Raw genomic sequence first — 22,490 nt, forward strand, 5'->3', positions numbered from 1 at the left:
ATTGAAAATTCTAAAAATAATTATATACTATTTAAAATAATATTTACGAGGGATAAAATTGAATATTCTATGTTTTTCTGATAAAAATGAATTAATTCAATCAACTGGAAAATTTTTAATTAAACAAGGCTATAAATTTCTTTTAACATCTGGTAAAACTCCAATCGATATTATTATAAAAAATTTTATTCCTGATATCATAATAGTTGATTCTTCTCTAAAATTAATCCCCCCTTTAGAAATTATTAAACTTATTAAAAATTTTGAAGTTTTAAAAGCTGTACCTATATTTCTTTTAACTGAAGAAGACAAATTAAATGACCTTGCTCAACATGTTGAAATTGGTGCTGATGAAGTTATTATAAAACCTTATGATTTACGATATCTTGATACACGAATAAAATTAGTTTATAGAATGTTTTTATCAAAAGACAATAACCCTCTTACTGGATTACCTGGAAATAAAGCTATTAATAAAAAGTTACAGTATCTTATTAATAACCAAGATAAAGTTAAATTTGCTGTTATCTATTCTGACCTTGACCATTTTAAACCTTACAATGATATATATGGTTTTTCAAAAGGTGATGATGTTATCCTGTTTACTGCTGACCTATTAAAAAAAGCAAAAGAAAAATTTGGTAATCCAGATGATTTTATTGGACATATTGGTGGTGATGATTTTATTTTAACTACAACTTTAGATAAATTTGAACCTATTGCTAATTTTGTATGTGAAGAGTTTGATAAAAAAGCTCCAGATTTTTATAATGAAGAAGATAGGAAAAGAAAGCATATTGTTGCAAAAGATAGAGACGGAAATACTAAAAAATTTGAATTTTTATCTATTTCATTGGCTATTGTTACAAATGAAAAAAGAATATTTAATACAATTTCAGATCTTGCTAAGATTGCAGCAGAAGTAAAAAAAGCAGCTAAAGGGAAGAGTGGTTCTTCATGGGTTAAAGATAGAAGATCTGATAAAAAACCTGCTGAAGTAGTAGAAAAAAAAGAAGAAATAATTGATAGAAGAAAACATGAATTTAAAAGTGGATCTGTTTTAGTAGTTGATGATTCTATTTTTATTTGTGAATTTATAAAAAATCTTTTAACTCTAGAAGGTTATAAAGTTGATACTACAACTGACCCTGAAAAAGCACTATTAAAAGCTCGAATAACCAGATACCAACTATTTATTTTTGATATTTCAATGCCAAAAATTGATGGTATAACTCTTGTTAAAGAAATTAGACAAATAGAAGAATATAAAGATACACCAATAATAATTGTTACAGCTTATAATCAAAAAAATCTTCTTGTAAAAGCTGTTCAAGCTGGTGTTAATAAATATTTTGTTAAACCCTTTGATAATAAAAAATTTATTGAAACAATAAGAATGCTAATTAAATCTTCCAAATAATTTTCTTGTCAAAATTTAATAAAATTATTATCTATTTTAAAGATTATGAATTCCTTAAAAATATATTATAGTTATTAAAAGGGGATTTTATGGAAAAATATCTTGAAAAGCTTAATATTAAAGAAATTAAAGAGTACAATATTGAAGAAGCTTCTGTTAATGCAATTTGTTTTTATGGTAGTTTATTTAAAAATCCAGGAATTAAAAACAAAATTTTATTAACACCAATCTTATTTTTAAAAAAAAATATATTTTATGAATTTGATGTTAAGGATATAATAAAAATAGAAGAAATAGAAAAAGTAACTGATAGTTCTGGAAATCTTGTTACAGTAGTAAAACTCTGGATAAAAAAGGGATCAAAAGCAATTAAACATGAACCATTTATTGTTGAATAGGAAGCAAGACATAAAAAATGTTTTTGGAAAACCTTTTAGATTTAACATCAAATAAAACCTGTGTTATATGCAAAAAAGAGATTCCTTCACAAAAAGAGATATGTGATGAGTGTTTAAATAAAATTTCAAATATACTTTATAACTATTCACCCTGTCCAAAATGCTCTCTAAATTTAAAAAAACTTAAGACAGCTTGTTTTTGTAAAACTCAGAATTTTATATTTGAAAATAATTATTCATGTCTTCCATTTGATGAATTCTATCATAAAGCATTTATTGAAGCCAAATACCATTCAAAATTAAAAATAGCTGATTTTTTTATAAATTTTACTATTAAAAATTTTAATAAAACTAAATTAAATTTTTATACTAATAATATAGATTTAATTGTCCCTGTTCCAATATCATATACTAAAAAACTTAAAAGAGGATATTCAATTTCAACAAAATTTGCAAAAAAAATTAATTTTCTAATAAATAAAAAGATTATTAACCTTTTTTATGAAAAAGGGAAAATATATACACATCTTGAAAGAAATAAGAAAAATTTTGATTTCAGTAAAAAATTTCATATAACAAAAAATAAAAATAAATTAAAAAAAATAAAAAATAAAAATATTTTACTTATTGATGATATATTTACAACTGGAGCTACAATTAATTTTCTTGCAACTCAATTAAAAAAAATGGGTTGTAATAAAGTCTATTCATTGACTTTACTACGAACCCAATTTAAAATGTAAACTAAACAATTCAAAATAAAAGCAATATAGTTTATAACAATATATTTTATTTTTTATAATAATATATTTTATTAAAATGAAATGTTTTATTCATTCATATTACTAATGTATTTATATATATCAAAAGAAGCTTGTGCTCCTTCTCCAACAGCAACAGCGACCTGCCTTAAATCTTTTCCAATAACATCTCCACAAGCCCAAACCCCTTCTTTTGATGTTTTATAAGTTCTATCTGTTACTATAAATCCATTTTTATCAAGTTCAATCTGTCCTTTAAATATATCTGTATTTGGAATATTACCAATAAAAATAAAAACCCCATCAACATTAACTATTTTTTCTTCATTCGTTTTTAAGTTTTTTGTTTTGATACTATTAACAAACTTATCTCCATTTATTTCTGTAACAACTGTATCCCATATAATCTCAATTTTAGGATTTTTTAAAACCAGATCCTGTAATATTTTTTGTCCTCTGAATTTATCTCTCCTATGAATCAAATAAACTTTTGCAGCATGTTTTGAAACTATATCAGCTTCTTCCAAAGCAGTATCACCACCACCAATTACAGCAGTAATTTTATCTTTAAACATTGGAGCATCACATGAACCACAATAAGAAACTCCCCTACCTGTAAACTCTTTTTCTCCTGGGACATTAAGATTTCTAGGGGCTGCTCCTGTAGCTATCAAAATAGCTTTCGCTTCATATACTGCATTATCAGTTTTAACTTTTTTTATTTTACCATCAAGTTCTGCTTCAATTACTTCACCATATTCTATTTCAGCACCAAATTTCTTAGCTTGATTTTCCATTTTCATAGAAAGTTCATATCCATTTATTGGTTCATCAAAACCTGGATAATTTTCTATTTTTTCTGTTAAATTCATCTGACCACCTGGAGCCATCTTTTCTATAATCAGGGTTTTTAAACCATATCTAGGACAATATATACCTGCAGTTAATCCTCCAGGACCACTACCAATAATTATAACATCATACATCATAAATAAACCCTCCTAAAACAATAAACTCATAAAAAGATTATTTTTAACAATAAAAACTTAAAATTATTTCCCTATATTTCATTTGCCAATAAAATTAAGATATACTTTTCTATTTCTTGGTCCATCAAATTCACAAAAAAATATATCCTGCCATCTACCAAGAACTGGACTTCCATTCTCAAACATTATAGTTTCAGATACACCTACTAAAGTTGATTTAATATGTGCATCTGAATTCCCTTCAAAATGTTTATAATTATTTTTATATGGGATAATTTCTTTTAAATGTTTTAATATATCAGCTTTAACATCAGGATCTGCATTTTCATTTATTGTTACAGCAGCAGTAGTATGAGGGACATAAACTATTACAATTCCATCTTTAAAATTAGATTTTTTAGCTTCTTCAATAATAACAGGAGTAATATCTATCATCTGTTCTCTTTGTGTAGAATTAACATTTATAACTTTTAGCATAAATCCTCCCCAATATTCTATTTAGATAACATTTTTTTAATCTGTTTATATGCAGCCTGTAATTGTGTATCATAAGTAAGATTAAACAACATATCAACATCATCTTTAGTTATCTCATTAAAAATTAATTTTTTCAAATAAAAATCATTAATTAGTAAATTCCTTGTTTTAAGTTGTTTTTTAAAACTTTCAAACTGACTTTTACTATAATTTTTTCCATATTTTTTAACAAAATTTGCAATATATTTATCTTTTATAAGTATAGAAACCTTTAACTTTTCACTATCAGTTAATTTAAGAGGTTCAACTTTAATATCAGGTTCAATTCCTTTATGGTTTATTTGATACCCTTTAGGTGTAAAATACTGGGAAACTGTTAAAATAATTGCTGACCTATCAGGTAAATTGAAGATCTGTTGAACTAACCCTTTACCAAAAGTTTTTGTTCCCATAATAGTTGCTCTACCATAATCTTTCATAACTCCTGTAAAAATTTCTGATGCAGATGCTGAACCTTCATCAACTAATACAACTAATTTTACATCATCAGGAACAAGTTTTACATTGGTTGAAAAATATTGTTTATTAAATGATTTATTTCTCCCTTCAGTATAAACCAAAAGTTTTTTGTCTAAAAACATATCTAAAATATTTAATACAACATCAAGATATCCACCTGGATTACCTCTAAGATCAACCACAATCCCTTTCATTTTATCTTTATCAATCAACTCTTCTAATGCTTTTTTCATCCCTTTATCAGCATTATCACCAAATTGTTCTATTCTAATATATCCAATTTTGTTATCTATTTTCCCCCATTTTACAAATTGTATTTCAATAACCTGTCTTACAATTGTAAAAGTCAAAGGTTCATCAACACCTTCCCTTTTTATCAAAATCTTAACTTCTTTTCCAGGATCCCCTTTTAACATTGAAACAACTTTATCAAGGCTTTTTCCAACTACATTAACTCCATCAACTTCAATAATTTTATCATATGGTAAAAGACCTGCTTTATATGCAGGATAACCTTTTATAGGTTTGATAATAATTACATAACCATCTCTATATCCTACCCAGGCACCAATTCCACCAAATTTTCCCTGTAAACTTTCTATTCTATCTTTAATTTCTTGAGGGGTTAAATAACTTGAATAAGGGTCATCAAGTTTTTCAATAATTCCTTTTGCTGCTCCTACATATAAATCCTCTTCTGTACCAGGATCAACATAATAATTTTTTTCAACAACATTTAATACATTCTGTAATTTATTAAAAAAATCATCTTTGGGTTTAAATACACCCATTGATTTCAATACTGGACTAAAATATGCAAATACAAGCAATATTAGTAAAATAGAAGTAATTGCTATCCATATTTTTCTCTCGTTTTTAAACATAAAAGCTCCTTTAAAACAATAGTATTCCTTGAACCAAATATAACAAAAATATAATAATAGTTAAATTTAAAATCAATTTTTTTTAAATACAGAAAAAATATTCAAATTGAATAAAGAATCTTGTTATAAAATAATTATCTTTTATAAATAAATATCTTTGGTAGAAAAAATTGTTTTGTTACAAGAAAAATTGCTTTATTATAAATAGAATTGTTTTGCTATAAAAAAATTGCTTTATCAATAATAAATTATTTTGTTATACTTATTGATTAAATATATCATCCGGAAAATAATTTTTACTATCCATTAATAATAGTTTCCTTTTAATATCTGGATGCAAAATATATAAGGAATTGATTTTAGCTTCAGAATTCACCTGAAAATTAGCATTACTTTTACTATATTCTTCTTGAGATTTTAAAAAATACTGTAAAGCTTTTGAAGAATAATCGGTATTTCCTGTTTTTTCTGCTAACATCTGATAAGCAACTCCTAAATTGTTATATGCTACTGAAAGATTGATAAATATTTTAGCAATATCTGGATTTTCAATATTTAAAAATTTTATACTTCTTTTTTGATTTTCCCAATAAGAAATTATTGATTCAAGAAAACCTATTGCTAATTCAGGTTTTTTTAATTTTATAAAAGTATTTCCAACAGCAAGTTTCAAATTTATATTGTTTATATACTTTTGTTGAAGTACAACAAATCTTTTAATAGCATTGTTATAATTCCCAATTTTATAAAAAATCCATCCTTTCATATACTCTGCTCTATCATCAGTATATCCAAGTCTTTCAGCTGTTAAAAGATTTTTTAAAGCTATTTCATATTGATTTGTATAAAAATAGTAAATCTTTGCGAGATTGTAATATGGTTTAGGATTATCAGGATTTTCTGCTATAGCTTTATTAAAATAATTATAACTTTCTGGATAATATTTATCCCCTTTATCAAGATAAATTTCACCTATAAAGTTATATATTTTATCAAGAAATTTTTTATCAGCATAACCAAGATTTATTATCTGTTCAGCAAATTTTAAATTAGCTAAAGCTTCATCAGGTTTTCTTCTATTTTTATAATAAATACCATAATAATAATATACGGGAGCATAATATTTATTGTGTTTTTTAATCCTGTCCATTACTTTAATTGCTTCAAAATCTTTTTTATTTTTTAAAAGCAATGCTGCATAGTCAGTAAAAATCCTATCATCTATTAATTTTTCATTTAAAGAAAATATCATATTATAAACTTTCTCTGAAGCTTTTAAGTTTTCAGTAATAATAGAATCATCAAGCAATTTAAAATAAATATCTTTATTTGCCCCTACATTTCTTATTCCCTCCACATATGTAGAAATTGCATCCTGATATTGTTTTAACATTTCATATTTTTTACCAATTTCTAAATAAAGTTGAGGATTTTTTGAAAATTTAACATTAGCGTAAAGATTTTCTAAAAGTTTTATACTTTTGTCATATAGCTTCTGAGCAAAATATACATCTGATAAAGCGAAATAAAATCTTATATCATTGGGTTTTAATGCTATTCCATATTTTATTTTTTCTTCAGCAATTTTGTAATACCCTAATTCAAAATATTTTTTTCCATACCTTAATATTTGTTCTGGATATATTTTATAGTTTATAGCTATATTATAATACTTTTGTGCTTCTTCGATTTTATTTTTTTCTAAATACTTATATCCAAGATTATAATATGATTTAGCTTTTGATGGAATATATATAAAATAAAAAGTTATTACACCTAATAGGAATAATGTGAAAATTGATATTGTTGCCCATTTAATATATGGAAAAATAACTTCATATGTTGAAGGTATATAAACTTTTTCTTCAACTTCAGAAGGTCTAACTTTTATGTTTAAAGTTTTTTCTAAATATTTTTCAACATCTTTATAATTTGCACCTGAAACTATCAAATCAATAAGTGTTTGAAGTTCATTTACAGCAAGTGCATCATTCAAAATAAGATTTTTTATCTCTTTAGATAACCATACAGGGTAATCATTTTTTAAAGTATTTTTAATTATTTCTAAATCATCTTCACTAATTGAAATATCTTGTAATTCTTCTTCATGCTCTTCTTCACTAATTCCGGCAATTTCCTGTAGATCTGAAAGGTCTATAAATTCATCTTTTTCGCTTTCTGGAATCCCTTCTATTTTTTCTTCACTAACTTCAGGTTTAGCCTCGATATTTTCTAATTCACCTAAATCTATTCCTTCTTCCTCTGTACTTTCAATTTCAGGTTCAATTTTTTCTTCCAATTCACCAAGATCAAGATCTTCTTCCAGATTAAGATCTTCAATACTTTCAGATTCTTGTTCTTCATTTTCTGTTGAAGCTTTTTCCTTTTCTGGTAAAGAAGGTGCTAATTCTGCTTCAATTTCCCCTAAATCTATATTTTCTGTTTCAGAAATAGATTCAGTTTTTTCTATTTCTTCTTCAGCTTCTTCAGGTTTTTGTTCTTCAATTTTAGTTGAAGCAGCTTCCTCTTCTGGTAAAGAAGGTTCTAATTCAGCTTCTTTTTTTTCAATCTTTTCTTCTTTAACACTCTCTTCTTCAATTGGTGTTTCAGTTTCCTTCCCAATAGATTCTTCCAGGGCATTTAAATCTATTTCCTCTTCTGGTTTTTCTTCCAGAGTTTCTGATTCTAATTCTTCTGAAATATTTTTTTCTTCTTTTACTTCAGGAATTGCTTCTTCTATAGAACTTAAATCAAATTCTTCCTGCTGTTTTCCAGATTCAATTTCTTCAGGGATGTTTTCTTCCAATGAACTTAAATCTAAAGTTTCAGTTTCTTCAATCCCAATCTCTTCATTTTCTTTTTCTGGTATATTTTCAGAAATCTCAGGTTCTTGGATTATATCAGTTTTTGTCTTTTCTTCTTCTTCTTTTGTTTCTTTCTCTTCTATTCCTATTTCTGGAAACTCTTCAGATTTTAAAGACTCCTCTTCTATTGGAGTTTCACTTATTGCTTCCAGGTCTTCTTTTAATATCTCATCAAGATTAAGTTCATTTTCTTCTTCAATACCTAAATCAGCTTTAATATCTTCAATAATCTTATCTTCATCTTTAATCTTATTCTCTATCTCAGATATTGTTCCTTCACCTAAATGTTCTAAAATTTTAAAAATTTTTGTGTAGTTTTTACCCATATTAATTTCTTGACATCAATTTTTATATTAATAATATATTAAACAACTTAAGGAAAAAATAAAGCATGAAAAATATTTTATATTTAATCTATCTTGTATTAACTATAATATTTTTCCCTTTTATTATTATCATCGATTGTTTTATAAATATCAAAAGAAAAGATTTATTATATTTTTTATATAAAAGATATATTTCTCCATTTTTTTTAAAAAAGAATACAAATAATAGTAAATATATATTTATAATTGCAACCTCAGCAGGTGAAATTAATACAATAATTAATCATTTAGATAAATTATTTAATAACAAAAATATATTAATTTTTACAACTTCTTTTACAGGATATCAAAAATTAAAAAATTTTACAAATAAAAATAATTTAAATAATACCATTCAATTTAATTATCTATTTCCTGAAAATTTTATTTATACTTTTATTTTATACCTAAGATTTAAACCTATAAAAACAATTTTTGTTGAAAGTGAAATATGGCCATCTATTTTAATATTATCAAAACTATTTAAAGGGAAAAATTTTCTTATACAAGCAAAAATTGATAAAAAAAAGTTTAAAAATTATTTAAAAATGAGTTGTATTATAAATAATCTTTATTCACTTTTTAATATAATTTTTACAATAAATGAAAGAAGTTACAGATATTTCAAATTACTGGTTAAAGAAACTAAAATTATATTAAGTGGAAATCTCAAAATAAATCAGAAATTCCCTCTACCTGAAACTTCAATAACTAAATTAAAAAGTATCACATTTGCATCAACCCATAAAGAAGAGGAAGAAATATTTATTAATAGTATTTTTGAAATATTATTAAATCTGAATACATCAAATAGTGTTGATGAAACTTCAAATTTTATTAAAAATAACCAATTAATTATTTTCTTTGCGCCCCGCCATCCTGAACGTTCAAAAGAAATTTTAGATAAATTTAACAAAATTATTAAAAATAAAGAAATTTATAAAAATAAGAATTTTCAAAATAATATAGAAATTAACTTTCTTTCTAAAATGAAAGAGTTTGAAAATTTTTTACTTTCTTTATTTAAAATTAATAATAGTAAAATACAAAATATTAAAAATAACCATGATACTATAAATATTGATAAAAACAACAAAAAAAAGATCAAAATAATTATTGTGGATAAATTTGGGATATTGCATAATCTATACTGCTTAAGTTATATTACAGTTATGGGAGCAACCTTTTTCGAACATGGTGGGGGACACAATATATTAGAACCATTATATTACAATAATTATGTTATAAGTGGACCTTTTTTAACAAATTTAAGAGATATTTTTGATAAAGGGATTGAAAAAAACATTTGCTTTATTATTGATAATAAAGAGATCAATAATTTTGATCAAAATTATTATATCAAATTTCTAAGCTTAAAATTAAGAAATTTATTAAGAAATTATACTGCTATTTCTTTTCAAAAACCTACTTATATTAACACTTTATTAGATAAAACCAATCCACTGGAAATTATAAAAAAATATATATAAGTATCCATATATTGATTATTATTCATTTTATTATTTTTAATTTTATACTTATTTCTAACTTTTTTTTAATCTATGCAGCAAACAAAGTTTTTAACTTTTTTGCTCTGCTTGGGTGTTTTAATTTTCTTAAAGCTTTTTTTTCTATCTGTCTAATTCTTTCTTTTGTTAAATTGTAAATATTACCAACTTCCTGTAAAGACATAGCTTTTTCACCATTGAGACCAAATCTTAAAATTATAATATTTTTTTCTCTAGGGGTAAGAGTATCTAAAATTTTATCAATAGTTTCCTTAACATATAAATTTTCTGAATTTTCTTGTGGATCAATACTTGAATCTGGTAAAATTTCTCCTAAAGTAGCTGAATCTGCTGAATCTGTAAATTTGTAATCAAAAGAAAGGTAATCCCGTGAAATTGTTAGTATATCTTCAATTGTTTGTTTAGGAATATTAAGTTTTCTAGAAACTTCATCTATATCTATATTTAAACCTTTATTTTGAAACTCATCAATAAGTTTTTCAATATGTAAAAGGTCATTCATTTTATTTAAAGGAAGCCTTATTAATCTTGTTTTTTCAGATAAAGCTTTAAGAATTGCCTGCCTTATCCACCATACTGCATAAGAAATAAAATGGTAACCCATATCAGGATCAAATTTTTCAACAGCATTTAAAAGTCCTACATTCCCTTCAGCAATTAAATCCATTAAAGGTAAACCCTGATTTTGATATTTCTTTGCAACTGAAACAACAAATCTTAAATTTGAATTTATTAAAATCTCTTTTGCTTCCTCATCACCTGCTTTAGCTTTTCTTGAAAGTTCATCCTCTTCTTCTCGGGTTAATAATCTAAACTTTTTTACATCATTAAAATATTTTTTAAATAAAAAATCTTTATCTATATCTTTATCAATAACTTCAACATTATTTTCAACAATTTCTTTTTCTTTTAATTGAATCATTTTAACCTCCAGATTATTTCCAATCATTTGTTTATTAATATAGCAATTATAATGCCAACTAATTTTGGTGAAATATTAAGACAATATTTATTTTGATATAATAAATTCTGTTATTTTATTATTTATCCCTAAATCAAATTATTTTAATTTAATTAGGTTTTTCATATTTTTCATACATTATTATTAAGTTATCTAAAAATATTAAAATAAGTTTAAAATAAATAACAAGGCATTGATATTGTGTAATTTTTATATACATATAAAACATTAAGTGATTTGTTTCGTATTTACACATAAATTTAATAAAAATCTAATTAAAAAAAATTAATTGAAAATCCAATTTCAATTTCTTTAAATTAATTGACTTAATTTTTATGAAGAATAACTTTATTAAAAACTAAATCATAAAAATGGATAATTATAATGGCAAAATTGTATATTGTAGCAACCCCAATTGGAAATCTTGACGATATTTCTAAAAGAGCATTAGAAACCCTTAATAATGTAGACTATATACTCTGTGAAGATACTCGTATCTCTTCAAAACTTTTAAACCACTATAATATCAAAAAAAAACTTATATCTTTCTTCCAGCAAAAAGAAAGAACAGCTGCAGAAAAATTTATTATTACAATTAAAGAAAATAACCAGAATATAGCTTTAATTTCTGATAATGGAACCCCAACAATATCTGATCCAGGATACATTTTAATTGAAAAAGCATATGAACATGGTGTAGAAGTTATACCTATTCCTGGTCCATCCGCCATTATTACAGCTATAAGTGCAAGTGGATTTTCAGCTGATAAATTTTATTTTTTAGGATTTTTACCAAAAAAGAAAGGAAAAAAGAAAAGTTCACTTTCTAATGCGAAAAACACTGAAGGGTTAATTGTTATTTATGAATCCCCTTTTAGAGTTAAAGAAACACTAAATTTAATTAAAGATATTTTTGGCAATACCAATATTTTTATAGGTAGAGAACTAACAAAAAAATTTGAGGAAAAAATTAGAGGAAATATTATAACAATTTTAAACAAACTTTCCGATAAAGATATTAAAGGTGAAATTGTTATAATTATTGAAAATTATTTTAAAAAAGAAAGACAAAATAAAAATAAATATTTATAGTTTTTAATAATTATGGAATTTATAATATTAATTATAAGTCCAGGTTATAATTAGCTATAAATTTACTTTTTAAATCAAAATTAAATGATAAGAATTTATTACAATATGTTAGTATATTTGAAATATATTAGTATATTATATTAAGAAGAGATTAAATTCTTATCTAATTAATTATATTATATTAGAAAGTAATATATTATAATTAGTAAGTAATATAAAAAGTAAAAAAGATAAAAAAAATATTAAATTTATAAGGATTAGCCGATAATAGAAAAGTAGGAGGAATTTGATGACAATTGGAAAGATTAATAAATTTGACAAAATTTATCCTAAAAAAGATGTTAAACCTGTAAAAAAGAATGTTAAAACTAATTCTTCTGATAAAATTGAAATCTCAGACAAAGCTAAAGAGCTTGCTTTAAGAAATAAATATATAAAAATGATTAAAGAAGCTCCTGATATTAATAACAGTAAAAAAATAGAATATTTAAAGCAACAGATAAATAAACCAGATTATATTACTCAAAAAATTATAGAGGATATTGCAAGGAAAATTGCAGAATCTTTAGGGATAAAATAAAATGAGTTTATTTTCTTTTTCTATCCCTTCTAATATTGTATATGGGACAGATTCATTATTAAGTCTTGGAAATTATATTTTACCACACGGGAATAAAGTAATTATTATTACTGAACAATTGTTTTATGAAAATAATATTATTTCTAAAATTGAAAATATTCTTAAATCTTTTAATATAGATTATCTAATTTATGATGAAATAACACCTGATTCAGGTTCAGAAGATATTGTTAATATCTCAATATTAACTCAAACTTCAAAAGCTGATATGATAATTGGTCTTGGTGGTCAAAAATGCCTGAATATAGCTAAAGCTGTTGGTGTTTTTGGTGCTAATGAGATGAGTTTCTACTATTATATCAAAAATCCAGAAGAAATTAAATCAAAATTACCAGTTCTATTAATTCCAACGACACCAAGAGATTATTTTGCTTTGTCTGATTCGTTTTACTATAAAGATCAGGATATTGGGGTAACAAAACTTTTTAATCATAAAAAATTAGTTGCTGACTATTTATTAATTGATCCAGTTCTTCTTACACATATTCCACCAAAAACATTTAGTATGATTTTAATTGAAATGATGGGATATGCTGTAGATGCTATAATTTCAAAAAAATCAACAATTTTTACTGACACTTTGCTTTTTAAAACTATTGAAACAATAAATAATAATTTTGAAAAACTTATAGAATTTCAGAATGACCTATCTATTCTTGAAGAAATCTCTTTAGGTGGATTGTTTTTAATGATAGCTGGAAGAATATCCGGTTTTTTACTGGTAGAAGGATTATCATTAGCAATTAATTCCCTTTTAAAAATACCAAAAACAATTGCAGCAACTATCATTATACCTCAAGTATTTGAATATTATATCCCATCAACACCTGAAAAATTTGTTAAATTTGCACAATGTTTATCAATTGAAGTTCAAAAAGAAAATGCAGTTGAATCTGCTTTAAAATCAATTGAACATATACAAAAATTAGTAACAAAATATGAACTACCTTCAAGATTATCTCAGTTTAATGTTACAAAAGAGATATTATGGAGGCTTGTAAATCATTCCATTGAATTTGGATTATTCATAAATTCACCAAGAGTTGTAACAAACGAAGACCTTTTTAAAATTCTCTACGCATCATTGTAAATATATATAGTTAATAATAAATTGAAATTGTTCAGATATTTTAAAAATAGTATAGATTCTATCATTATTATAATTTTTCTCATTAGGTCAGATATGTAATCTTTTTAGTTTAATCAATTAAAGCAATTATGAAATACTTATAATATATTCTTTTTAGCTATAGGCATCTGACATCCACTCGAAAAATTATAATAATGATAGACATATAAATTTATATTATTTAATCAAATATCATAATTTTAAATTTTATTATTAACTATATATATATTTTCCAGTACCTCTTTCTTTAGCCTTTGGCAACTGTAATCCAGTCTAGAAATTTTAATTAGAATATATTTTTTAATTTATTTTCATTTAGTCAAATATAAATATTTCAATTTTATTATTAACTATATATATTTTTTGGACATCTTTATTTAGTTTTTGATAACTAACAATCGCTCAAAAAATTTTAACAATGATAGATATAAATTTTTAATTTATTTTTATTTAATCAAATATACTAATTTTATTTTATTATTAACTATATATATTTTCTAGAGCATCGTTTTTGAGCTTCTGGCAACTGATAATCACTCGAAAAATTTTAATAATGATAGACATATAAATTTAAATTATTTAATTAAATATCATAATTTCAAATTTTCTTATTATTAACCATATATATTTTCTGGTACATCGTTCTTTAGCCTTTGGCAACTGAAAATCGTTCAAAAAATTTTAACAATGATAGATATAACTTTAATTTATTTAATCAGATTTATTAATTTCTAATTTTATTATTAACTATATATATTACTGGGACATATTTCTTGAGCCTTTAACAACTGAAATCTTTTCAAAAAATTTTAAAATAATTATTTTTTATTTTTTTAGTTTGAAATATTCAAATTTTATCATAAACTTTTTTTATCAGTTTAAAATATTATAATTTTGAAACCATAAAGATTTAACATTAAGGGGGATATATGTCAAAAGAAAATAATCTTAAAAAAATTACTGAAAAAAATACTAAAGCAGAAATATTAAAAGCTTATTACCAATTAGTTGAAAATATGCAAAAAAAGAAAAATGAAAATTCTGAAGAAAAAACTTTACAAAAAAACAAAACACAAAAAGAAAACAATATAAATAAATCCATAGATGAAGAAAAAATCGTATTAGAATTAACAAATATAAAATTGAAATTTGGAGAATATTTATCTGAAATTGAAAAAAAATTAGTAGAAAAAATTGATTTTTTAAAATCGATTAATGAAAAAATTGAACAACAAAATAAAAAATTAAATGAGCTATACAAAATTGAATATGAAGCTGATATATTATATAATATTTTAGAAGAACAGGAAAATCTTAGAAAATCTATAGAAGAAGAAAAAGAAAATATACAAAAGAATAGAAAAAGAGAAGAGGAAGAATACCAATATACAACAAAACAAAAAAGATTGAAAGAAGAAGAAGAATTCAGAAAAAAACTTATTAAAGAAAAAGAGAACTTTGAAAAAGAAATAGAAAATAAATTAAAAGCAATTGAAGAAAGGGAAAATAAAATTAAAGAAAAAGAAGATAGTTTTAAAAAATTGCAAAAAGAAGTAGAAAATTTCCCTGTTTTACTTAATAATGAAATTAAGAAAGTAGAAAAAAGAGTTACAGAAGAAATTGAAAGAAAGTATGAAATGGAAAAGATTATTATGCAAAAAGATATTGAAAAAGAAAGAGAAATGTTTAAGCTTGAAATTAATACCTATAAAGAAAGAATAAAGGAAATGGATTTAAGAATTAAATCGCTTGAAAAAGATTTAAAAGATGCTATTTCACAATCACAAAAAATTGCTTCTAAAGCTTTGGAAGGTATCACTGGTGTTAATAAAGAATTTTATAAAGAATCTTTCCAGAATAAACATAAAGAAATTAATGAATAAAAATTACTTAAAAACCTGAATTTTTTAACTTATTAAATTAACAAATTCAATAAAGTAAATAGAAAATCTCTAAATTAAGGGGAGGACAAAATGGGAAAAATTGCTGATAAGAAAAAAGATGAAATTATAAGTAACGAAATTTATGAAAAAGTGAATTCCTATTTAAATGAAAAATTTTCAATTATTGAAAGACTCATAAAACTTGAAGAAAAAATAAGTAATCAAAATAAAACATTAGAATTATTAATTCATCAAATTGATAAGAGATTTGAAGCTGTTGATAAAAGGTTTGAAGAATTAAGAGAGGACATGAATAAAAGATTTGAAGCTTTTGATAAAAGATTTGAAAAATTAAGAGAGGATATGAATAAAAGATTTGAAATTGTTGATAAAAGGTTTGAAGAATTAAGAGAGGATATGAATAAAAGATTTGAAGCTTTTGATAAAAGATTTGAAAAATTAAGAGAGGATATGAATAAAAGATTTGAAATTGTTGATAAAAGGTTTGAAGAATTAAGAGAGGATATGAATAAAAGATTCAGTTCTATGATGTGGTTTATTGGAATATTAACAACTATAGGTGTTACAATTACCGTTGCAATTATAAAATTTTTATAATAATAATGAATAAATAATAATTATAAAATTGAAATTATTGAGATATTTAAAAAATAAGAGATATTATATCCTAATTAAAATTTCTCTCCTTAGTACAGTTATGTAATCATTAAATTTAATCTTTTATAATATTAAACTAAAATATTTTATTTTTAACTCTTTAGCCTTTGGCAACTGTAATCCAGTCGAGAAATTTTAATTAGGATATATATATTTGTTTACTTTTATTTAATTAAATATACCAATTTCAACTTTATTATTAACTTCACTAGCCACGAAGTCATTATATTTCTCTAGCCTCTTGCAACTGACATCCATTCGAAAAATTTTAATAATGATAGACATATAGCTTTAATTTATCTTTTTTAAATATTTATAAATAAATTAATTTTCAAATTTTATTATTAACTGCACCTACCACGGAAATTATATTTTCTTTTTTGTCTTTGACAACTACAATCCAGTCAAAAAATTTCAATTATGATATATATATTTGTTTATATTTATTTAATAAAAATGCAATAATTTTAATTTTATTTTATCCAACTAAAATATATGTATTATGTTATTAATTTTATCTTTAATTTCAAGAAAAAATTTTTTGGAAATTGTAATTTAGAAAAATAATAGAATAAGAGAGAAGAAAATTTATAATTTTATTAAATTTGTTAATGTGAAATAATATGCTTGAAATTATAGTTCTAATTTTATCCTTTTAACTCATCCCAATTATTACCAATGCCTGTATTAACAATTAATGGGATATCCCATTCTTTTTGATCTTTCATTATATTTTGCATCATTAATTTTATGTTTTCAGTTTCTTCATTTACAATATCTTCTTTTATTTCAAAAACAAGTTCATCATGTATTTGTAATAACATTCTTAATGGGGAATCTTTTTGTAACGAATACCCTTCTTTCAAATCTGGAATCTTGTAATAATAATCAAAATTATTAACTTTTTGAAAATTATTTTTATTTGTAATATTATTATAATCTTTTTCATTATTGTTCTTATAGTTATTTTTAATATTATTATGATTTTTATAATTATTTTTATTATTTTTTTTATCTTTATTTTTAATCAAATATTTATTGAAAATATAATTATAAACTTCAATCATAGCTAATTTCATTATTTCTGCTGCAGTTCCCTGAATTTGAGTATTTAAAGCTAATCTTAATCCAAGTTTTTGGTCATTTTTATTTGATGACCTTAATTGAGGAATATACCTTTTCCTTCCAAATAAAGTTTTTGTATATCCAGATTTTTTAACCTCATCTGCAAGTTTAAGTGTATATTCTTTAATCCCTTTAAATCTACTAAAATACATAGCTATAAAAGTTGTTGCATCACCTCTGGAAATATTTAATTGTTTGGATAAGCCAAAAGGGGATAAACCATAAATAACCCCAAAATTAATAGTTTTAGCTATCTTTCTCTCAAAAGAAGAAATCTTATCTACACTCTTTCCAAAAATCATTGATGCTGTATATTTATGTATATCCTCTTTATTTAAAAATGCTTTTTTAAGCTCCTCATCTTTTGAAAAATATGCTAACACTCTTAATTCTATTTGAGAATAATCAGCTGAAACAAGTTTAAACCCTTTTTCAGCAATAAACCCTTTTCTTATATTAAATTCCCCTTTTTCAAAAACAGGAATATTTTGTAAATTTGGATTTGTTGAAGATAATCTTCCAGTAGCAACAAATGCTTGATTATAAGTTGTATGAATTTTTTGATCTTTTTTTGTTAAATTTAATATTGGTTCAATATATGTGTTTTTTAATTTAACATATTTTCTGTAATCCAACAACTTTTCAATAATAGGATGCAGTGGTATCAATTCTTTTAATACATATTCATCAGTAGAAGGTCCAGTTTTACCTTTTTTTATCACCGGTAATTTTAATTTTTCAAAAAGGATTTTCTGAAGTTGTTTAGTTGAATTAATTAGAAATTTTTCCTCTGCAAGGTTATAAATTGAATTTTCCAATTCATTTATTTTCAATCCAATTTTTTTATTTAAATCATTGAAATATTCAGTATCAACCTTTATACCCTGTAATTCCATTTCAGCAAGAATCTTAATAACAGGATTTTCAATTTTTTCATAAATATTTAAAAAATTATTTTCTTTTATCAAAGGATATATTTTGTTAAAAAGTTTCAATGTAATGTCAGCATCTTCACAGGCATAATCTTTAACTTTATCTATTGGATAATCATTTAATGTTGTTTCTTTTTTAGTTACAATATCCTTATAATGAATTGTTTTGTATCTTAAAAATTTTTCTGCTAAATAATCCATTCCCACTTTTTCAGATTCTTCTACTAAAAACCTTGCCCCTACCATTGTGTCAAATAATATATTTTTAATTTTGATTCCATACTTTGATAAAACTTTATAATCATATTTTATATTTTGCCCAATAATTTGAAAATCATTTGATTGTAAAATTTTACCTATCAAAGGTAATAATTTTTTTCTCTTTTCGTCATTATTTAAAGGGATATATATAGCATGTCCATCATTCCATGAAAATGATGCTCCTAAAATATCAGCACCAATAGGATCAAATCCAGTTGTTTCAGTATCAAATGATAAAATTATTGATTTTTTGAATTCATTATAATATTTTTTTAAAGTATCTTCATCACTAACTAAATTATAATTAGTATTTGTAATAGTTTTTAATCCAATTTGTTCTTTAAACTGTTTTTTAGTTAATTTTTCATAAATAGACTTTAATTCATATTTTTTTAATAATGAAACACCCTTTTCACTATAGCTTTCAGGTATAACCCACTCACAAAAATCTATTTTAATAGGAACATCCTTGCTTAATTGAATTAGTTTTTTTGATAAATATGCATCCTCTTTTCCCTCTTTTAACCTTTTTTTTAAAGATTCAGGAGTAACAGTATTTAAATAATTATAAATATTATCTAAGGTTTTATATTTAGTTAAAAGCTTTATAGCAGTTTTTGGCCCAATCCCTTTAACTCCGGGGATATTATCAACACTGTCTCCTATTAAAGCAAGATAATCCTGAATCTGTTCAGGATAAATCCCCCAATCTTCAAAAACTTTTTCTTTATTGTAAATGATAGTTTGAACACTTTTTGATTTTGAAGATACAACAAATATTTTATCATTAACAAGTTGTAAAAGGTCTTTATCAACTGTATAAATATATAGGCTTTTATCATTATGTTTTTTTATTTCTATAGAAGTTTTATAAATAATATCATCAGCTTCAAAACCGGGAGAAAAAATAATTTTAAATCCAAGTTCTTTTAAGATCTCTAGCAATATAGGAGTTTGCCTGTTAACTTCATCTGGGGCTTTATCTCTATTAGCTTTATATTCTTTATAAATTTCTTCTCTAAAGGTTTTTTCTTTTGTATCAAAAGCAATAGCTAAATAATCAGGATTAAATTTATCTATAATTGAATATAGTTTTGTAAGAAATCCATGCAAAATTGATACATTTTCTCCCTCTTTTGTAATAAGAGGTCGATTGATAAAAGAATAATAAACTTTAAATATTATAGAATGCCCATCAATAATAAAAACTTTTTTCATAATCATTTTCCTAAAAATTATTCCAATATTTTTTGTAACAGGATTAATTTTGAACTAATTTTAACAAGAAGTTTATCTCAAATTAATTAAAAACAAATCAATAATGTAATTTTTTATACTAATATTAATAAAATTATTTAATACTATTTTTAAAATTCATCCAAAACTGGAAAAGAGAAAATAAAAGTTGTACCAACGCCCTTTTTTGAAATTATTTTAAGATTACCATTAAATTCTTTTATTTTATTAAGTACATAAACCATTCCCTGTCCAGATCCATCTATTTTTGTGGATTTCCCAATTTCAAATACATTACAATCAAGACAGTTCAACTTATCACAATCATTACAAAAAGGGATCCCCCCACAAAAATCTGTATATTCGATAATACAATGATTATTTTTTAAAAATGTTTTTAAAATAACTGTAGATTTTTTATTTTTAAGTATCTCTTCATCTTTATAATTTTTATCAGATTTATTATTATTAATTTTCATATTTTTATTTTGATCTTTTTTATATTGATTACTATTTTCGATACTCCCTTTTTTGTTTTTATTATTTTTAGAATTTAAAGTAGAATAACCACAGCAAGCCTCTATTGAATTTGTTATAAGATTTTCAAAAATTTGAGAAAATTCAAGGGCATTAGCTTTAATAAATATCCTTTTATCAATAAATTCAGATTTTATATCAAACTCATTAAAAACTGTAGAATTGATCTGGTATGATAAAATAACACCAGATAATAATTTGTTTACATCAACATTATCCACTCTACCAATTTGTGTTTTTACATAATATGAAAGATTGGTTAAAGTGTTGGAAAGTTCATTAATATTTTTATCCTGCATTTTTAAAATATTATCTAATTTATCAAAATTAATCTTTGCAGGATTTTTTTCCAATTCATGTAAAAAAATAGAAAGAAGTTCCTTATAACCTGAAACAACATTAATCTTATTTTTAATATTATGTATAAGGATGGAATAGTTTTTTCCAATATTTGTAAATATTTTCTGACTATCAAACTCTTCTATTCTTTTTTGCAAAAAATTAACCTGATTATATAAAGACATAAAACGGTATGATAATGCTACTGTTTGTATAAAAATAAATATTGTCATAGCTGGTGGAAATAAAGAGGTAACATGAATTAAATTTGTATCATTAATAATATCAAAAATAGTTGCAACAATTAATAACAAAATACCGTAACTTAAAAAATCACTTAATGTTCTTTTTTTTCTATTAATTTTTATTATAAAATATATAAGGTATAAAATAAAAATTAATGCAATTACTTCATAAATAATTAAAGAATAATTTAATATAGAGATATTAAAAATAAATACAGAAAGAACAATTGGTACACTTAAATAGTTAAATATTTTATACGCTAATTTATCAAAATCAAGAGGGAATAAAAAATAAAGGTAATGAGTAAAAGCAGGTAAAAGTAAAAACAGGAAAAAATCATATATTTTAATATCAAGAGTTAGATATAAATTGGGGAATAGGTTATTAATAAAAAGCTGATTGGATGATAAAGTTTTATAGCTAATAGAAAAAATGAATATCGATAGAAAAAGATAATAAAATTCTTTTTTATTTAATACATAAATTAATAAATTGTACAGTGCCATTATAAAAATAATTCCAAATAAAAAAATGTCAGCTGCTAAAGAAAAATAATGATAATTATAAACCTTTTTTTGTAAACCCAGTCTAATAGGATTGTAAATACCTGTTTTAAAATATTCTTTATTTTGAACCTGAATTACTATTTCCAGATTATTACTTGTTGGTGTAAAAAATACAAAGTCACTTGAAAATTTAAATCTTGCTTTATTATAATCTTTATTTACTTTCCCTTTTTCATGATAAAGAACCCCATTAATAAATAGTTTATACGCACTACCAACACCATTCAGGTAAAGACCTAAAGGGTAAATATTGTCAAGTTTGACTTTTAATCTATAAGTTGCATATCCTTTAATTTTAGGTTTTGGTTTTACTTCTTTATAATAGGTCCAGTAGGAAGGAACATTAACAAAATAAGGTTTTTCTACTAAATTATTTTCAAAATCATATGGAATATAAAGTTTATCATAATAAAACTCCCATTCTCCATCAAGATTTATAATACCAATTTTTTTTAAATCGTATTTAGAAAGATCTAAATACCCTTTTTGTGCTTTATAAGAAACATCAGGAATAATTGAATTTTGATTTATAAATAAGTATATAAACAAAATGAAAATAGAGACTAAAATTAATATAGAAGTAAATAACAAATTTAATTTTTTAGAATCATTTTCCATAATAAAAGCTATTTTTTTGTCTATCATATAATTTATAATAG

Annotated in this window: 16 protein-coding genes; 9 read left to right on the forward strand and 7 right to left on the reverse strand. The window is 23.2% G+C overall.

Translation table 11 applies throughout. From position 1 onward, the window contains the following. Nucleotides 1–58 precede the first annotated feature (58 nt). From ACZ5EC_RS06430 to ACZ5EC_RS06440, 3 genes are all read left to right on the forward strand, one after another. Nucleotides 59–1,420 (forward strand): response regulator, encoded by a 1,362-nt coding sequence (locus ACZ5EC_RS06430; RefSeq protein WP_464304128.1) that lies wholly within the window; start codon nucleotides 59–61, stop codon nucleotides 1,418–1,420. A gap of 89 nt (nucleotides 1,421–1,509) precedes the next feature. Next, nucleotides 1,510–1,818 (forward strand): hypothetical protein, encoded by a 309-nt coding sequence (locus tag ACZ5EC_RS06435; RefSeq protein ID WP_464304129.1) that lies wholly within the window; start codon nucleotides 1,510–1,512, stop codon nucleotides 1,816–1,818. Nucleotides 1,819–1,835: 17 nt separating this feature from the next. Then, nucleotides 1,836–2,561, forward strand: a complete 726-nt coding sequence (locus ACZ5EC_RS06440) for a ComF family protein (protein WP_464304130.1) — start codon at nucleotides 1,836–1,838, stop codon at nucleotides 2,559–2,561. 86 nt (nucleotides 2,562–2,647) lie between these two features. Here ACZ5EC_RS06440 and trxB read toward each other — a convergent pair whose 3' ends face one another. The 4 genes from trxB to ACZ5EC_RS06460 all read right to left on the reverse strand — a co-directional run bounded on the left by trxB (nucleotide 2,648) and on the right by ACZ5EC_RS06460 (nucleotide 8,638). Beyond that, on the reverse strand, nucleotides 2,648–3,568 hold the full coding sequence (gene trxB / locus ACZ5EC_RS06445; protein ID WP_464304131.1) for a thioredoxin-disulfide reductase: 921 nt from the start codon (nucleotides 3,566–3,568) through the stop codon (nucleotides 2,648–2,650). A 78-nt stretch (nucleotides 3,569–3,646) separates the two neighbouring features. Then, on the reverse strand, nucleotides 3,647–4,045 hold the full coding sequence (locus ACZ5EC_RS06450; RefSeq protein WP_464304132.1) for a secondary thiamine-phosphate synthase enzyme YjbQ: 399 nt from the start codon (nucleotides 4,043–4,045) through the stop codon (nucleotides 3,647–3,649). Nucleotides 4,046–4,062: 17 nt separating this feature from the next. Then, nucleotides 4,063–5,448, reverse strand: coding sequence for a S41 family peptidase (locus tag ACZ5EC_RS06455; RefSeq protein WP_464304133.1), 1,386 nt, complete (start codon nucleotides 5,446–5,448; stop codon nucleotides 4,063–4,065). Between the two features lie 262 nt (nucleotides 5,449–5,710). Further along, nucleotides 5,711–8,638: a tetratricopeptide repeat protein gene (locus ACZ5EC_RS06460; protein WP_464304134.1), complete on the reverse strand. Its 2,928-nt coding sequence runs from the start codon at nucleotides 8,636–8,638 to the stop codon at nucleotides 5,711–5,713. Nucleotides 8,639–8,703: 65 nt separating this feature from the next. Between ACZ5EC_RS06460 and ACZ5EC_RS06465 the strand changes: the two genes are divergently transcribed. Continuing rightward, the gene (locus ACZ5EC_RS06465; protein ID WP_464304135.1) at nucleotides 8,704–10,167 is read left to right on the forward strand and encodes a 3-deoxy-D-manno-octulosonic acid transferase; all 1,464 of its coding nucleotides are present in this window, start codon (nucleotides 8,704–8,706) and stop codon (nucleotides 10,165–10,167) included. Between the two features lie 70 nt (nucleotides 10,168–10,237). On the opposite strand, the gene ACZ5EC_RS06470 is transcribed toward ACZ5EC_RS06465, so the two are convergent. Further along, complete coding sequence (locus ACZ5EC_RS06470; protein WP_464304136.1) at nucleotides 10,238–11,128, reverse strand: sigma-70 family RNA polymerase sigma factor; 891 nt, start codon at nucleotides 11,126–11,128, stop codon at nucleotides 10,238–10,240. Nucleotides 11,129–11,551: 423 nt separating this feature from the next. On the opposite strand from ACZ5EC_RS06470, the gene rsmI reads away from it, so the two are divergent. The 5 genes from rsmI to ACZ5EC_RS06495 all read left to right on the forward strand — a co-directional run bounded on the left by rsmI (nucleotide 11,552) and on the right by ACZ5EC_RS06495 (nucleotide 16,529). Continuing rightward, nucleotides 11,552–12,259 (forward strand): 16S rRNA (cytidine(1402)-2'-O)-methyltransferase, encoded by a 708-nt coding sequence (rsmI, locus tag ACZ5EC_RS06475; RefSeq protein WP_464304137.1) that lies wholly within the window; start codon nucleotides 11,552–11,554, stop codon nucleotides 12,257–12,259. 289 nt (nucleotides 12,260–12,548) lie between these two features. After that, complete coding sequence (locus ACZ5EC_RS06480; RefSeq protein WP_464304138.1) at nucleotides 12,549–12,839, forward strand: flagellar biosynthesis anti-sigma factor FlgM; 291 nt, start codon at nucleotides 12,549–12,551, stop codon at nucleotides 12,837–12,839. 1 nt (nucleotide 12,840) lies between these two features. Beyond that, nucleotides 12,841–13,989 carry an iron-containing alcohol dehydrogenase gene (locus ACZ5EC_RS06485; RefSeq protein ID WP_464304139.1) on the forward strand — a complete coding sequence of 383 codons (1,149 nt, stop codon included), beginning with the start codon at nucleotides 12,841–12,843 and terminating at the stop codon, nucleotides 13,987–13,989. 968 nt (nucleotides 13,990–14,957) lie between these two features. Next, nucleotides 14,958–15,911: a hypothetical protein gene (locus ACZ5EC_RS06490; RefSeq protein ID WP_464304140.1), complete on the forward strand. Its 954-nt coding sequence runs from the start codon at nucleotides 14,958–14,960 to the stop codon at nucleotides 15,909–15,911. Between the two features lie 90 nt (nucleotides 15,912–16,001). Continuing rightward, nucleotides 16,002–16,529: a hypothetical protein gene (locus ACZ5EC_RS06495; protein WP_464304141.1), complete on the forward strand. Its 528-nt coding sequence runs from the start codon at nucleotides 16,002–16,004 to the stop codon at nucleotides 16,527–16,529. Between the two features lie 707 nt (nucleotides 16,530–17,236). Here the strand turns inward: ACZ5EC_RS06495 and polA are convergent. Both polA and ACZ5EC_RS06505 read right to left on the reverse strand, forming a co-directional pair. Beyond that, nucleotides 17,237–20,125 (reverse strand): DNA polymerase I, encoded by a 2,889-nt coding sequence (gene polA, locus ACZ5EC_RS06500; RefSeq protein ID WP_464304142.1) that lies wholly within the window; start codon nucleotides 20,123–20,125, stop codon nucleotides 17,237–17,239. Nucleotides 20,126–20,274: 149 nt separating this feature from the next. Continuing rightward, complete coding sequence (locus tag ACZ5EC_RS06505; protein WP_464304143.1) at nucleotides 20,275–22,476, reverse strand: sensor histidine kinase; 2,202 nt, start codon at nucleotides 22,474–22,476, stop codon at nucleotides 20,275–20,277. Nucleotides 22,477–22,490: the final 14 nt, after the last annotated feature.

This window comes from Exilispira thermophila (genome assembly GCF_055389015.1).

Bases quoted from the DNA above. Each gene is read 5' to 3' on its own strand.
- ACZ5EC_RS06435 (WP_464304129.1), top strand. From the start codon at position 1,510: ATGGAAAAATATCTTGAAAAGCTTAATATTAAAGAAATTAAAGAGTAC.
- ACZ5EC_RS06440 (WP_464304130.1), top strand. From the start codon at position 1,836: ATGTTTTTGGAAAACCTTTTAGATTTAACATCAAATAAAACCTGTGTT.
- trxB (WP_464304131.1), bottom strand. From the start codon at position 3,568: ATGATGTATGATGTTATAATTATTGGTAGTGGTCCTGGAGGATTAACT.
- ACZ5EC_RS06450 (WP_464304132.1), bottom strand. From the start codon at position 4,045: ATGCTAAAAGTTATAAATGTTAATTCTACACAAAGAGAACAGATGATA.
- ACZ5EC_RS06455 (WP_464304133.1), bottom strand. From the start codon at position 5,448: ATGTTTAAAAACGAGAGAAAAATATGGATAGCAATTACTTCTATTTTA.
- ACZ5EC_RS06460 (WP_464304134.1), bottom strand. From the start codon at position 8,638: ATGGGTAAAAACTACACAAAAATTTTTAAAATTTTAGAACATTTAGGT.
- ACZ5EC_RS06465 (WP_464304135.1), top strand. From the start codon at position 8,704: ATGAAAAATATTTTATATTTAATCTATCTTGTATTAACTATAATATTT.
- ACZ5EC_RS06470 (WP_464304136.1), bottom strand. From the start codon at position 11,128: ATGATTCAATTAAAAGAAAAAGAAATTGTTGAAAATAATGTTGAAGTT.
- rsmI (WP_464304137.1), top strand. From the start codon at position 11,552: ATGGCAAAATTGTATATTGTAGCAACCCCAATTGGAAATCTTGACGAT.
- ACZ5EC_RS06480 (WP_464304138.1), top strand. From the start codon at position 12,549: ATGACAATTGGAAAGATTAATAAATTTGACAAAATTTATCCTAAAAAA.
- ACZ5EC_RS06485 (WP_464304139.1), top strand. From the start codon at position 12,841: ATGAGTTTATTTTCTTTTTCTATCCCTTCTAATATTGTATATGGGACA.
- ACZ5EC_RS06490 (WP_464304140.1), top strand. From the start codon at position 14,958: ATGTCAAAAGAAAATAATCTTAAAAAAATTACTGAAAAAAATACTAAA.
- ACZ5EC_RS06495 (WP_464304141.1), top strand. From the start codon at position 16,002: ATGGGAAAAATTGCTGATAAGAAAAAAGATGAAATTATAAGTAACGAA.
- polA (WP_464304142.1), bottom strand. From the start codon at position 20,125: ATGAAAAAAGTTTTTATTATTGATGGGCATTCTATAATATTTAAAGTT.
- ACZ5EC_RS06505 (WP_464304143.1), bottom strand. From the start codon at position 22,476: ATGATAGACAAAAAAATAGCTTTTATTATGGAAAATGATTCTAAAAAA.